This window comes from Rummeliibacillus pycnus (assembly GCF_044359855.1).
GTDB classification, from domain to species: domain Bacteria; phylum Bacillota; class Bacilli; order Bacillales_A; family Planococcaceae; genus Rummeliibacillus; species Rummeliibacillus pycnus_A.
In genome coordinates, this window is record NZ_CP132291.1 from 722,935 (window position 1) to 737,337 (window position 14,403).

At 32.9% G+C, this 14,403-nt stretch carries 17 protein-coding genes; 4 read left to right on the forward strand and 13 right to left on the reverse strand.

Translation table 11 applies throughout. From position 1 onward, the window contains the following. Positions 1-13: 13 nt before the first annotated feature. From Q8X41_RS03495 to Q8X41_RS03520, 6 genes are all read right to left on the reverse strand, one after another. Positions 14-379: a DUF2089 domain-containing protein gene (locus tag Q8X41_RS03495; protein ID WP_397538875.1), complete on the reverse strand. Its 366-nt coding sequence runs from the start codon at positions 377-379 to the stop codon at positions 14-16. A gap of 716 nt (positions 380-1,095) precedes the next feature. Then, entirely contained in the window at positions 1,096-2,175 is a 1,080-nt protein-coding gene (locus tag Q8X41_RS03500) for a hypothetical protein (RefSeq protein ID WP_397538876.1), read from the reverse strand. Beyond that, positions 2,172-3,302: an o-succinylbenzoate synthase gene (menC, locus tag Q8X41_RS03505; RefSeq protein ID WP_397538877.1), complete on the reverse strand. Its 1,131-nt coding sequence runs from the start codon at positions 3,300-3,302 to the stop codon at positions 2,172-2,174. Before menC ends, Q8X41_RS03500 begins: the two co-directional genes overlap by 4 nt. Positions 3,303-3,316: 14 nt before the next feature. Next, positions 3,317-4,138 (reverse strand): GNAT family N-acetyltransferase, encoded by an 822-nt coding sequence (locus tag Q8X41_RS03510; protein ID WP_397538878.1) that lies wholly within the window; start codon positions 4,136-4,138, stop codon positions 3,317-3,319. After that, positions 4,125-5,276, reverse strand: a complete 1,152-nt coding sequence (locus Q8X41_RS03515) for a M20 peptidase aminoacylase family protein (protein ID WP_397538879.1) — start codon at positions 5,274-5,276, stop codon at positions 4,125-4,127. The genes Q8X41_RS03510 and Q8X41_RS03515 overlap by 14 nt, the downstream gene beginning before the upstream one ends. Continuing rightward, complete coding sequence (locus Q8X41_RS03520; RefSeq protein WP_397538880.1) at positions 5,273-6,130, reverse strand: MurR/RpiR family transcriptional regulator; 858 nt, start codon at positions 6,128-6,130, stop codon at positions 5,273-5,275. The genes Q8X41_RS03515 and Q8X41_RS03520 overlap by 4 nt, the downstream gene beginning before the upstream one ends. A gap of 306 nt (positions 6,131-6,436) precedes the next feature. On the opposite strand from Q8X41_RS03520, the gene Q8X41_RS03525 reads away from it, so the two are divergent. Then, on the forward strand, positions 6,437-7,111 hold the full coding sequence (locus Q8X41_RS03525) for a DUF975 family protein (RefSeq protein WP_397538881.1): 675 nt from the start codon (positions 6,437-6,439) through the stop codon (positions 7,109-7,111). Between the two features lie 431 nt (positions 7,112-7,542). Beyond that, the gene (locus Q8X41_RS03530; protein ID WP_397538882.1) at positions 7,543-8,130 is read left to right on the forward strand and encodes a hypothetical protein; all 588 of its coding nucleotides are present in this window, start codon (positions 7,543-7,545) and stop codon (positions 8,128-8,130) included. Between the two features lie 157 nt (positions 8,131-8,287). On the opposite strand, the gene Q8X41_RS03535 is transcribed toward Q8X41_RS03530, so the two are convergent. The 3 genes from Q8X41_RS03535 to Q8X41_RS03545 form a co-directional block, all read right to left on the reverse strand. Continuing rightward, positions 8,288-8,794, reverse strand: coding sequence for a DNA-deoxyinosine glycosylase (locus Q8X41_RS03535; RefSeq protein ID WP_397538883.1), 507 nt, complete (start codon positions 8,792-8,794; stop codon positions 8,288-8,290). A gap of 9 nt (positions 8,795-8,803) precedes the next feature. Beyond that, positions 8,804-9,208 (reverse strand): VOC family protein, encoded by a 405-nt coding sequence (locus Q8X41_RS03540; protein ID WP_397538884.1) that lies wholly within the window; start codon positions 9,206-9,208, stop codon positions 8,804-8,806. Between the two features lie 86 nt (positions 9,209-9,294). Further along, positions 9,295-9,675: a hypothetical protein gene (locus Q8X41_RS03545; protein WP_397538885.1), complete on the reverse strand. Its 381-nt coding sequence runs from the start codon at positions 9,673-9,675 to the stop codon at positions 9,295-9,297. A 169-nt stretch (positions 9,676-9,844) separates the two neighbouring features. Between Q8X41_RS03545 and Q8X41_RS03550 the strand changes: the two genes are divergently transcribed. Continuing rightward, positions 9,845-10,333 carry a GNAT family N-acetyltransferase gene (locus Q8X41_RS03550; RefSeq protein WP_397538886.1) on the forward strand — a complete coding sequence of 163 codons (489 nt, stop codon included), beginning with the start codon at positions 9,845-9,847 and terminating at the stop codon, positions 10,331-10,333. Positions 10,334-10,435: 102 nt separating this feature from the next. Here Q8X41_RS03550 and Q8X41_RS03555 read toward each other — a convergent pair whose 3' ends face one another. From Q8X41_RS03555 to Q8X41_RS03565, 3 genes are read right to left on the reverse strand one after another with little or no spacing between them, the layout of a single operon-like run. Next, positions 10,436-11,227, reverse strand: coding sequence for an ABC transporter permease (locus Q8X41_RS03555; protein WP_397538887.1), 792 nt, complete (start codon positions 11,225-11,227; stop codon positions 10,436-10,438). After that, positions 11,224-12,132: an ATP-binding cassette domain-containing protein gene (locus tag Q8X41_RS03560; protein WP_397538888.1), complete on the reverse strand. Its 909-nt coding sequence runs from the start codon at positions 12,130-12,132 to the stop codon at positions 11,224-11,226. Before Q8X41_RS03560 ends, Q8X41_RS03555 begins: the two co-directional genes overlap by 4 nt. Further along, positions 12,133-12,369 carry a PLD nuclease N-terminal domain-containing protein gene (locus Q8X41_RS03565; protein WP_397538889.1) on the reverse strand — a complete coding sequence of 79 codons (237 nt, stop codon included), beginning with the start codon at positions 12,367-12,369 and terminating at the stop codon, positions 12,133-12,135. A 176-nt stretch (positions 12,370-12,545) separates the two neighbouring features. Between Q8X41_RS03565 and Q8X41_RS03570 the strand changes: the two genes are divergently transcribed. Then, complete coding sequence (locus Q8X41_RS03570) at positions 12,546-13,085, forward strand: helix-turn-helix domain-containing protein (protein WP_397538890.1); 540 nt, start codon at positions 12,546-12,548, stop codon at positions 13,083-13,085. A gap of 590 nt (positions 13,086-13,675) precedes the next feature. Here the strand turns inward: Q8X41_RS03570 and Q8X41_RS03575 are convergent. Continuing rightward, on the reverse strand, positions 13,676-14,401 hold the full coding sequence (locus Q8X41_RS03575) for a nucleotidyltransferase domain-containing protein (protein ID WP_397538891.1): 726 nt from the start codon (positions 14,399-14,401) through the stop codon (positions 13,676-13,678). Between the last annotated feature and the right edge of the window lie 2 nt (positions 14,402-14,403).

Here is a 14,403-nt window from a genome sequence, read left to right on the forward strand (position 1 = left end):
GATAAATTCCTCCTTATTCCTCTTTTAAGAGCTTAATGGCTTCTTCTGGTGTAATTTCGCCATTTTCCAACATGGTGACAACTTTTTTCTCGTCTACTTCATTTTTCTTCTTCTGCACATAGCCAAGGGATGAGATGATGTCAGTTAGTTTGCCTCGAACCGTTGGATACGAAACCCCCAGTTCCTTTTCAACTTCTTTGATATTCCCTCTGCATGTTAAAAATACTTCCACAAAATGAAGCTGATCCTTTGATAAGGATGCCAGCTTAGATAATTCAAACTCATTTTCAATCGTAGTGTGACAATGAGAGCACTGCAACTTTGTAATTTTCAATGTTTTACTGCAGACAGGACAATTTGTGATTACTTTATAAGCCATAATGAAATCCCTTCCTTTTATTGATTTGATTATATAACAAAGAATTAATTATGTAAAATATAAAATTAAATTTTTTAACCAAAAAAATCAATAATATTAATTTGATGTTTAAAATTATTGATTATCCGTTTTCATTATTCATTCAATCGTTATATTTACCATAATAGCTGAAATTGTATACATTCCTCTTGGTGAAAATAACCAGTTACATCAGAATAGAGCTTATTTCCAAATTAAAGGATTTACTTTTTTTTACATAAAAGGGCCATAGCGGAATGAAATGTGTTAAAGTTGAACTGAAGAAGAACGAATATTAAGAAATTTAGGGTATGCTTGGATTAAATTGATAATAGTCATACAGTTCAGCATAAGGAGTAGATAAGCTTGATATTTTTTGCAGAAGTCATTCGTACAATTTCTTACGTAATACTTATTATTAGTTCTGGTTTCTATTTAAGGCATTTAGAAAAAACTAAAAAGCAAAATAAACTTTCAACCTTTGAATTTACAATGTACATAATCATTCAAATAGCATATTTATTATTTACAATCAGTTTATTGATTTTTGTATTTGGCGATAAGTTTTAAACGATGTGCGTTTGTTGAACAATAAGTAAGAGGGTGATACACATTAGACATGACTAATGTGTATCACCCTCTTATTTTTATGTCTTTTTACAGGTCATGATATTATTTTTCAAACACCAAAGTTTTGATTATGCTTCTTTCGCAACAAGTGACTTCACCTTTGAACGTTTCACATTAATTGCCCATGCTACAATAATAGAGATGATTAAAGCAAATCCTAAGTAACCCATTGCTGGATATACGGCACTTACAAGCTGGATAAAGCCAACAAAACTTAAGGCAAATCCAACTGCCCCTATTACCCATACTACCCAATTGAAATGTTTACTCCCTGCTGGCACAATACGAACTGTAAACGCATAAAGCATCCCCACCGCTGTATTGTAAATCATACCTAGTAAAGCAATCGACATCAATATACCTAGAATTGGTGATATTTTTGTTGCTAATAGAAGCATTGGCATATCTGCGCCACCAACTTGACTAATTTTTGTGAATATTGCGACATTTATAAGCAAAATAAGAAGGCCTAAGCCTATACCACCTAGAATCCCACCACGTTTCGCTACTTTTTCATCTTTTTCAAGTCCGCCCATAACTGTTAGCATCGATGCTCCTGCTGCAATATTATAGGATACATATAGTAGTCCTCCCAAAATCCAATTTGAAGCTCCTGAATTTTGTTGTTTTGCCAAATGATCCATCTGAGCAGCAGTTAAATCCGTTGTGAAAATGGAATAACCTGCAATGATCACTACTAATAACATTAAGAAGGGAGTTATGGCACTGATCAACACTATAATTTTTTGAACATTAAACATCAATGTCAAAATAGTCACAACTAACATTGCTAAACTACCATACATTGCAGGAATACCAAACTGATTTTCAAATATTGAACCTGCACCGGCAAACATAACTACTGCTACACCAAATAGGAAGAAGGTGATAACAAAATCAACAGCAGCCCCTAAATACTTTCCGCAAATTTGGTAGACCACTTCTTTATGGGAAGTCGCTTTTAAACGACTCCCTAAGGTTGTTAAATTCATTCCTAAAAAGGCAAATAATACAGTTGCAATCGCAGTACCTGCAATCCCCCACCAACCGAAGCTAGTGAAAAATTGCAAAATTTCTTGTCCTGACGCAAAGCCTGCACCAACAATAACACCGATAAATGCACCAGCCATTTCAATACTTTTTTTCATCGAATCACCTCTTGACTTGTTAAATGATATACTTTTTTCTTTACCGTGAAGTTTTCGATTAAATCTTGATTCGGTTCATAACCAATTCCTAATTCACTTGGTACTGTAATATAACCATTTTCTACTGTTACTTCTGGATTAATAATATCTTGATCCCAATAACGATCTGAACCTGCAGTATCACCTGGCATGATAAAGTTTGATAATGTCGTAAGAGCTACATTATGTGCACGGCCAATGCCAGACTCTAACATACCACCACACCATACAGGTATCCCTTTTGATTCACAGTAATCATGAATTTTCTTCGATTCTGTTAAACCGCCCACGCGACCAATTTTAATATTAATAATTCCACAACTTCCTAGTTCAATAGCTTTGCGTGCATCCTCTAAAGAATGGATACTTTCATCTAAACAAATTGGTGTCTTCAATTGTTTTTGTAATGTCGCATGATCGATGATATCGTCTGAAGCAAGAGGTTGTTCAATCATGGTTAAATTAAATTCATCCAGTTGTTTTAATAAATCTGCATCCTCTAAGCTATAAGCTGAATTGGCATCTGCCATTAAAGGTACATCAGGGAAACGCTCACGAATCGCCCGGATGACATCAACGTCCCAACCTGGTTTAATTTTTACTTTAATGCGTTTATACCCTTCATTTACATATTCATCTATTAATCCTAGCAATTCATCAATTGAATTTTGAATACCGATACTAATACCAACTTCAATTTTCTCATTATCGCCACCAAGTGCAGAAGCTAAAGTTTGGTTTGTACGTTTGGCATAAAGGTCCCAAACAGCTCCTTCAAGTGCCGATTTAGCCATATTATTTTTCCGAATTGATGCAAATAATTCATTGATCTCATCCGGATGCTCAATGTCTTTTCCTTTTACAAGTGGAATAAGGAAGTCTTCTAGCATAATCCAATTTGTTTTATATGTTTCTTCGTTGTACCAAGGGGCGTCGAATGCTACTGATTCTCCCCATCCTTTATTCCCACATTCATCGGTTATTTCTAATAGAAGAAACTCTTTATTATAGAATGTACCGAAGCTTGTTGAAAAAGGTGCTTTCATTTTCATTTTCATTTGACGAATTGTAATTTCTTGAATTTTCATTTATAAAATCCTCCCTATTGTGGAATGTTGACTGTATTCTTTTTCACAACTAAATAGTGATGAACCGGTTCATCATTTGATTTGACTAACTCGATTGCTACATAGCCTGCTTGGAATAATGCTTTAAACATTTGACGTGTTTTCAAACGCCATTCGATTGCTAAATTCAAGTCATGCTCTTTCAATGAAGTAATGTCTGCTGGTACAGGTACTAGATAAGCTACATCTTTCAAAACAGTTAAGCCTTCGGAATCAAAATCTTCACAGTTTGGTAAATGTTGATCATTGTATAACCATGCTGCTAGCTCTTTTGGGTTGTCGTATCCCTTTTTTACAAATTGATTGACATAATCACTTGTAATCCACCAATCGATTTGGAACCGATCAGAAGGGAGACCACCATTCAGACCGTCTTCCATTTTGCCATAGCAATCTTCTATATATGTGTCACAGACACCATGTAATTTTGTTAAGTTCAAATAGGCATTTCGTGTTTGCAAAGGATCATATGTCCAAGTCATTCTTTCGTAACCAATTGTGGTAGCAAGTTGTTTTTGTTGTCGTTTCAGCTCTTCACCAACACCACCTTCACGGTATTCCGGTAAAATACCAAGCATATGAGAGCAAAGCGAAACTTGGCCATTTTCAAATCCTGCAAAGCCATAGCAAAAGCCGACTATTTTGTCACCATCAAAAGCACCTATGACGGTACCACCATGTTTCACTGCTGTTAGTGTTTGATGAGTTGGAATCGGAGATGTACCCCAAACGACTTGTTCTACTTTTTGGACTAGATCCATCTCATCATTTGTCTTTAATACTTTATACGTTATCATTACATGTCACTTCTTTCTTTGCATACGCCACTGCATTTAGTACAGTTCGTGTTAAAATTTCAACTCCTGTAATTAATGCTTCTCTATTAAATGTCATTTTCGGATGGTGTAAACCTGGTTGCAATCCACATCCTAATCCAAGCATAGTTGCTTTAATATTCGGACATTTTAAAGTGTAAAAATGAAAATCCTCTCCTCCAGGTGTTACAATGGGAGGTTTCGTATTTGCTTCACCAACTGTATCTACAATGGCTTGACGCATAAGTTGCATTGCATCTTCATCAACCTCAGCGGCAGCAATGTTGGCTTCAATTTGATAGTCTATTTCAATATTATATTGTGATTCAACACCGCGGATGGCATTTTGAAACGCATTCATCAAAGCATTAATTCCTTCATTCTTTTGAGAACGCACATCTATAGAAAATTCCGCTTTCCCTGGAATAACATTTGCTGCAGAACCTGCTTGGAACTTCGTTAATTTAATTGAAGATGGAATCAACGGATCAATATGAATACTTTGTAAAGCATTCACTAATGATGCTCCAATTTCTATAGCATTTTTTCCAAGATGGGGACGGGCACCATGCGCTTCCCTACCATAAATTGTTCCTGTTATTAATCTTGCTGCTCCATGGTAGATTGCTGGACTAAATGTACCATCTTGTAATTCTTGAATAGGTCGAACATGAACACCAAATAAATAATCTATATCGTCGACTAATCCTTGTTCTATGAAATGTAACGCTCCTTGACCTTTTTCTTCTGCTGGCTGGAATAATACACGAATCATAGCATCTTCTGGGGTATATAATTTTTGCAGTAATAGTAAAGTGCCAATAGCCATTGTCATATGGCCATCGTGTCCACATGAATGATTTGCTTGAAATTTGCCATCAACTTCTTGCCATAAAGCATCAATATCTGTTCGAAGGCCAATCACGGGTTTACCTGATCCTATTTCTACGTATAACCCTGTAGATTCTACTAACAAATGCGGTTCAAAACCGTATGATTCTAATAATCGCTGTAAATAAGCTGTCGTGTTATATTCATGCCAACTAATTTCAGGGTGGTTATGTAAATACGAAAAAACCTCCTTTAGCTTAGGAGTAATCTCCTCTAATAGTTGTTTCATTCCAAATCATCTCCATCTAAAAATAAAAAGCTACTGTCAACGCTATCGTACTGTGCTTTATAAGCATCGTATTGTTCTGGCGCTTGTACAGTCATTCCAGAAACTAGTGTATTCAAAAACGAAATTACGGTAGGCATTAAATCAATCGTCGATGTTTCCGCTGTTGCAAGAGGAAAATAATAATCAGAATATCGATAAATCGGAGCAATCTGTGCATCTGAAATCCCTATAATCGTTACACCTTTTTTCTTGATCATTCGTGTTAAATCAATTGTTTCCTTGTAATAACGGTGGAACGATAAAACAACTAACACTTCCCCTTCTTGCATATGACTGAGAAGTTGAATTATGTCCTGAGACTGTGGTTCAATCATATGAATATTTGAACGTAGTATGTTTAAAGTAAATCCAAGCCACTGTGCTGCTGCAAACGAGGAACGTAAACCGAGTACATATATTTTCTTTGCTTCATGTAAACAATGACAACTCATTTGAAAATCTTCTAGGTTTAACCTTTCAGATACAGCTTGAATTTTATTTGCATCATTTTTCATTACCTTTTCATGAAAAATATCATCTGCTTCTATTTCAGCTTTCGAAGCTAAATAATTACCTAGAGAACTTTTCTTATGAATTAATGAATTTCGAATATTCAATTGTAATTCGCTATATCCTGACATTTCGATTGCATAGCAAAAACGAATAACTGTAGTTTCACTCACGCCAACTAACTCGCCAATTTCTTGTGCAGATTTTAAAGCTACATCATGTGGAAATTCTAAGATGTAACTTGCTACCTTTTTTTGCCCTTTCGATAGCTCCTGAAAATGTTCTTGTATTTTTTTTTGATACAATATCTTATCTCCCTAATGCAGTGTATGCTGTATATTTTTAATCATGTGAAGTATAAGCTTCATTTTTGATGTATTTAACAATACCACTTTTATATTTTAAATTCAACAACTTTTCAGAATATTTTATTTTCTTATGTAAATAGATTTGTGGAAATAATAGTGTTTAGATATTTAGGAACTTCAAAAATAATAAAATCCGGTATACAACAATAGTTTTTTAGTATAATATTATTATGAGGAAAGCTTTTATTTAAATATAATTACTTATTTAGAAAGCTTTTAATATATTACAAAAGGAGATTATTTGTGAAAATTTCTGAAATTAAGAGGCAATCTTTACAATCTTTAAAAGGAAATTGGGGACTAGTTGTATTACTTTCTTTCATCATGTTTATCATGTATTTTATTTTCCCAAACATTGTCAACATTATTTTAAGTGGTGGGTATAATGAATGGCATAACCAAGAAGATACAACAACTACACAAGATATTGTAGATATTTTCATTACTATACTACAAATTCCTCTTTCAATTGGAGTATGTTGGTTCTATCTATCCTTAGTTCGCGATGACAATCCAAAGATTTCTAGTGTATTTTCAATCTATTCTAATGGTAAAACTTCAATAAAAGTAATTGGAGCAAGTATATTACAAGGTATTTTCGTATTTTTATGGTCATTGTTATTAATTATTCCAGGAATAATAAAAAGCATATCTTACTCACAAACATTTTACATTTTACGTGATCACCCTGAATATACAATTCTTGAAGCCATATCAGAGAGTAGAAGAAAAATGGTCGGGTATAAATGGAAATACTTTTTACTAGGACTTAGTTTTATTGGTTGGGGTATTCTATGTTTGTTTACTTTAGGAATAGGCTTATTATGGCTAACTCCTTATATTTCAACATCAATGGCTACGTTCTATAAACAAGTAATCAATAGCCAGGACGCCGATACAAGTGAAGTAAATCAATAAATATAAAATCATGTTTTGAACATTTCTTTCAAAACATGATTTTTTTGATTTGTCATCATATCAAGGTTCATGTCGTTGAGATTCGGTTAACTGAACAAAAAAACTGACAAACTTATTGTTTGTCAGTTTTCGCTTTCCAATAATATTAAAATTAGTCTTTCCGTTACCAAGCACCTCATAAAATTAACACATTGCATTAATTGTTCTACTAATGGATGATATCTGCCTAAATTTTGTTCAATGTTATAAATACTTCTCCATTAAACGCCATTCCTCTACTTTTTCATCAAATGATTTAATGTTCGTGTATTTTATAAAATCTTTGAAATATGAAATTGATTCTTTAGATAAATATTATTATATTTTTTGAAACTAATTGGAATTTTTTACGTATATACAGGTAATACATAACGAAGGGATGAACAGATTTAATGTTATCTGAAATAAAAGATGCTTTCCTTTTCTTATTGGACATCTATAGAGGACATTTGCCTCAATCTGATTTATATTTACTTGGCTTGATCATGGTTATTATGCCTCTTGCTGAATCTATACAAGAAATAAGAAAGAAATCAATTGGAAGTAAAAAGTGGGCTATTATCTATTTAAAATGGATTCCTATCTCATTTTTAGTAATTTCCATTTATTTATCTGGTTTTTATTTTATTACAAATATAATTAATAATTTCATTTCTATACCTGAAGCTCTTCATCAAGCACAAAGTTTACGATCAATTGCAATTATGTCTCTAACGATGGCGAGCATTGCTTCTTTAATTGTTGCTATTTGGAAGTTAAACGCTTTCTTTGTATCTAAAAAAGTCTTATTTACTTTTATAATTAATACATTGCTTATAGTTATCGGTATGTACCTAATCAATATAATTTGGTATGAAGTGATTCATCTACCATTATGGTGTTATGGATTAATTGGAGTAATTAATACTGCTATGTTTTCCTTTATATTATTGGATGAGAAAGAAGAGTTGGCGCAAACTCAAAATAATGTAATAAGATAATTCACACCTAAAAAATTGAATTTGTCAGCACATACGAAAAGCCGAGCAAACTGCAGCTCGGCTTTTTTTTGTATATATTAAATTTCAGAAATGTTTGCAGTTACTGTTTTAAATTCGCTTCTGGCAAAACCATTCATGAAAAGATCATTTATCTTCCTTATAAATATCTCTTCATCACACTCCATTCCTCTACCTTTTCATCAAATGATTTAATATTCTTTCCTGGTATTGGACTTGTTGATGGCATTTTTGCATAATCTATTTTTTGTAATAGTTGAAGACCCATATATTTTTTGAACACAGAATAGGCTTTCCCACCATTAAACAAGAGCAAGCGAATATTGGGAAATGTTATAAAAAGTTGCTTAAAATTATTCGGTACAATGTTACGGATATTAGAATCTAAACTTCCTTGGCGTTCACAAGATTGAATCGTATCCCATAGACCGATATGATGTTTCTTTAGTAATTCCATTCGTTTTGTATAGTCATCAGGCACTTCCACTTGTAAAATTTCTCCAATTATTGACCAAAAATGATTGCGTGGATTGCCGTAATACTGTTGTTTATCAAGTGAAAGTTTACTTGGCATAGAACCCAAAATAAGTACATATGTCGATTCATTTACAATCGGAGGTAATATATTTTGAATATTGTCATTCATCTCAATCACCTACAATCCCTTTTGATCACGTAATTCAACAATTGTTCCTTCCGGTGCTTGTACTTTGCATAAACTACCACTTTCAACAAAATAAATATCTTCACCATTTTTCTGTTGAAATGAAACCCCTAATTCGCGTAAACGTTTGACTTCCCCTTCTAAATCATCGACCCATAAACAAAAGTGAACAATTCCCTCTTGATGCTTATCATACGTTTTTAGCACTTCATGTTTTTTTGCAGTTTGTAGCTCAATATAGAAATCCCCTAGTTGCAACCATGAATTATAAGCCCGATCGTGAAAATCCTTTGTTTCTTGAGCTAATGTGAAGCCTAATGCTTTCGTATAAAATTCGATTGATTTCTTGTAATGATTTGTTTGAATACAAATATGATGAATACATCGTTTCGTCATGATATTAACCTCCATTTTCTATTGCCTAGTTTTACCTAAAAAAATTCCACATACTAATATGCTTAGTATGTGGATCTAAATTCTAATTAGAATTTTTTTGCATTTAATTCTCGATCAGGGAAACCGAGCGCATTGACCATCACATTATATGTAGTGAATACTTCTTCATAAGCTACTTCTGCACGTTTGATGTCTACGACAGCATCAAGCTCTGTACGTACTATGGTAAAGTCTTCTCTAAATAACTCTAATTGTTTTTGGAAAGCAGTAACTTCTGCTGATTCTTGAATTTCAGGATCCATAAATGTATATACATCAAATGAATGTTGATTTGCACAAAATCTTTCATATATATCAAAACGTGCTTTGCCTTTTTTCTTAAGACTGCGTTTTAATTCTTTCAAGCTTGTTAGCACATTCTCAGCTTGTTGTACTAACAATTCTACTGTTGTATTTGTTGAATCCATTGATATTACGACCTTTCTAAAATAGATGCCATGTAAAGTAAAAAAATATATAATTACTCTATCTATAATAATAGCACAGTAATAATAGTAAAACATTGTTGATGCTTTACCTACTTGTACTAAATTGAATAAGGACGCGGTTAAAAAAGAGGAAAAGTGAGGGATTAAATTGATAGTACATATAAAAGAGATGAACGAAACACTTGCAAAAGAAATTCTTGACTGGCAATACGATCCACCATATGACTTCTACAACAATGACTGCACAGATGAAGATATAATAGAAATGCTTACCGGTACTTATAATGCGCTTGTTGATGAACATAATCGATTAGTTGGATTTTTTTGTGTTGGAGAATCAGCTAAGGTACCAGCTGGCTACAAATTTGGTGTCTATAAAGAGGATTGGATCGATATGGGTTTAGGAATGAATCCCCATCTTGTTGGTAAAGGATATGGCTTTGAATTTTGTACTTCTATTATTGATTTTATTAAGAATCGGTTTGGAGAGTTACCTATTCGACTAACTGTTGCTACATTTAACAAACGAGCTATCCATTTATATGAAAAACTTGGGTTTGTCTGTGAAAATCGGTTTAACTCTGATTTTGCAGAATTTATTACAATGATAAAAAAGAGTGCTGAAGAAAAAGATTGAGCAATCTAAATAATACAATCAATTACTAAGAGCCTAACTAATTTTATTGGTTGCAAGGCTCTTAGTTTTATTTCAATACTGTCTTCATTGGGAACATTTCGGTTAGTTTGTATGATATTTCTTTTGAGAAATCCAATAATGAGAGATCTTTAATGTTAACAAAATCCATATAAGAGTAATAAAAATATTTCCGTAAAGATTCGAATTAACTGATCCTGTTATTAATAACTCAGTGGCATGTTGACTCATTCCTGCAGGGGTTAGTAAACCATTTATTGAATGTAAACCACAAATTAATCGAATAATAAGGAGAAATACAATACTTATCATAGCAATAATTCCCTGTCCATTAAATATCGTACTAATCATAGTGGTAAATGAAATCATAAAAAGAGCCCATACAAGGTAGAAGACCAATGCCATTAACATGCGTGACAAAGGAACGCTGTTAAATAAATAACTTACATAAAAGTACGAAATAAAATAACCTATTGTAATGCTTGTAGCTACAAACAAAAAGCTTGAAAGCGTCTTTCCTCCGATGTATGTGCCTACTGTTACTGGCCTTGTTAAAACAAAATCAAGCATGCCGTTAGCCTTATCAGACTGAATAATTCCCATCATAGAAACAACAATAATGATAATACCAAGTTGGTCAAATTGAGAACCAATGGTTGAAGCAAGCACCTGTCCTCCGTCTTGTTGAATCATATTAGGATCAATAGTAATCCCCTGGTTTCCCCCAAGTGATCCTAATATCGAAGGTAGAAAATATGTGATAATAGGCTGCGAAGCACCTAAAAAAATAAATACGAGTGGCATCCAGACAATTCTAAAATCACGAAATAGTTGTACACGTTCTTTTTTCATTAAAATATAGAATTGTTGATTCATGAGTTCACCACCATTTTCAAAAATATTTCTTCGAGTGAATCAGTGCTACCAACCTCAAATTTTATTAGATCTACATTGTTTTCCAATGCATTAAGAATTAATAAATTTTTATTTTTCTGAATATTATCCATTGTAATTTTTACTCTAGTCCCTATTAATTCCACTTCCTTTACATAATGAAACTTTCTAATTAACTGAACCCAACTTATATCTTTAGCCGTAATTTCAAGATGAATGACCGTTTCATAATCTCTATTTAATAATTCTGCCAATGTTGTATCTTCTATTTTCACTCCTTCTTTCATGATGACAAATCGTTCACATATTTCTTCTGCATCACTTAATATATGAGTGGATAATAAAATAGTCGCTTCATGTTTAATTTCTTGAATTAAATTTAATACCTCTCTACGACCTATGGGATCCAATGCAGAAACTGGCTCATCCATGACTATAAGAGATGGTTTATGAAGAAGTGCTTGAGCAATACCCAGCCTTTGCTTCATCCCCCCTGAAAAGGTTTGAACTTTTTTATTGTGTTCTTTAGAAAGTCCTACTTTATCCAAAATTACTGGTATATCTTTAACTAATACCTTTTTCGGTATACCTGATAAGCCACCCATAAAAAGTAGTATTTCTTTAGCTGTCATCCATGAGAAGAAATCAGGATATTGTGGAAGATAGCCAATCTCTCGCTTCATATCTGAAATTTTCTTTCCATCAAGAAGAACTTCTCCCTGATCAGCGATTAGAATATCTGCGATAATTTTAATGAGTGTAGATTTCCCTGCACCATTTGGACCTATTAACCCAATACATTGTCCTGTTTCAAATTCCAATGAAAAATTATTAACTGCCACCTTATCCTTAAACTTTTTTGTCACATTCTTTATTTGTAATTTCATTTATGCTCTACCTCCCTTGCGACCGATTGTAAAGTATAAAATTGGACCTATTGTGTTAACAAACAAAATTACAATAGTCCATAATAAAACATTTTCCCTTATCTCTCGATGCCGATATAAATCGATCAAAGCTATAAGTATCAAAATTAAACCAACAATCATAATTGGCAAAACAATTGGCAAAATGGCCATCCAATCGAAACCTTCCAAGTCTTCAAACCCATAATGTAGCTTCATTTCATTTCTCCTTCCGTTATTTCATTATCATTATTGATAATGATAATATAACACAAAGACTTCTCATTTGCAGTTGTTTTTTCACCAAATTTTATGATAATATTTTTTATTATTAATAATGATAATATAATTTCTTAAAAAAAATAAAATCTTACTATTTACAAAAGGAGTAAAAAATGACGAATAAAGCTGAGATCTTAATGCATCCTGTCAGATTAAAAATAGCCCAAGCCCTAATGAGAAACAAAGAAAAAGGTTTGACTCCACTTGAAATGGTAAAAATCATAAAAGATGTTCCTCAGGCAACATTATATCGACATATTCAAGTTTTACATGATGCTGGGGTTATTAAAATTATCAAAGAAAAAAAAGTTAGATCCGTCTCTGAAAAATACTATACGCTAAACGAAGAAGCAGCTCGACTTAGCTCGGAGGAGTTGAAAAAATCTACAGATGAAGAAAAATTGAGTTACGTATCTAATTACCAACTTACTCTCTTAACACAGTATCAAAATTATCTTTCAACACTAAAACAAAAAAAATGTACAGAAGATCGTTCAACCTTTTCTCTTGTGGAATTGAAACTCGGGGAGCAGGATTTTGAGAATTTCCAACAGGAGTTAAATGATTTAATGATTAAATACTACAAAAGAAATAATCACAATCCTGATGTTCCTACACATACGATTGCAGTTACCATTATTCCTGAAAATTAATCGCTTATAAGGTATTTTTTAATATTGAGAATAAAAACGAATAATAATTAGTATTTTTTTATTTAATATATTCATAAATCCATTTTTGGATTATAAGTACGAACATTTCAACACATTTACTTTTCAATATTCAGATTTGGATGTTCCGCTACAGACGGCGCTTTCCACGGGCTTGGCTTCAATCTCCTTGTCACTACAATCAGGGTACTGTAAAGTGTTAAATGCGATGATTAATAGTATTAATTTGCATCTGCAGGATGTGGAATTAGCTTCGCTTTCCGCGGGCGAGCGTTGAGCCTCCTCGCTCACTTCGTTCCCTGCGGGGTCTCACCTGTCTCGCTTTCCCGCAGGAGTTTTCGCTAATTCCACATCTACAAAGATAGCTATATAGGATTTTTATAATAAATTTTCATTATTTTACTTTTACAATGTCATCACTTGGTTCCTCTGGGGCTTTCAGCTCAAGCTTCTTGATTTATTATCTAAACAAAAATGGCTACTATATTTAATTTAAATAATAACCATTTCTATCTATTGGTTTGATAACTACTCATAATCCAGCATTATTAAATTTGTTTTTATTTTCAAAGCTATAGCGATCCTTTTCCCAGTGCAAAACCTTCAAATAATTTCCCACCAAAAGGTTTCAAAACTTTTTCTGTCAATTCGATTACTATACTTTTGTCACCTGTTTTATAAAAAACATCAAAAGCATAGACAAAATCATGGGTGAATTCTTCATCATAATTTTTTAATGAACGTACTACCCATTTTGATGTACCAATCCATTTACGATTTGTTCTTAAAATGAATTCACTTACCATTTCAGCAAGTGTATTTGCAATAAATAATTGTTCTGCTCTATTGGAACAACCGATAAAATCATCCAGTGTATCTGTTATAAAATAGCGTTTTATTTTTATCGTTTCCTCTGTCCATTCCTCTGGGCCCTTCTCTAATAATTCATTCGCTTCTTTTTTGATTGAGCTCATTACACCCTCATCTTTTAGAATAATCCCTTCTGAAACCATATTAGGTAAAGAAGGCCTCGCTCTTTTAACATCATTTTCAAAATAGGGCTTATACGAGAATAGATTATGTACAAAGACTTCAATAGCCCAACCAAATTCAATTAAAGACTCCCTATAGGATGAACGAATATTTTGATCAAAAATAACAATATCGAGATCAGATGTTTCTGTTTCCTCACCGCGAACTACACTTCCAGCTAATACTGAGCCTTGGCAATTTGGAAAATGTTTATCTATAAAATGATGGGCTGCTTCGACTGCATTCAGCCTTTTTAAATTCTTCACTG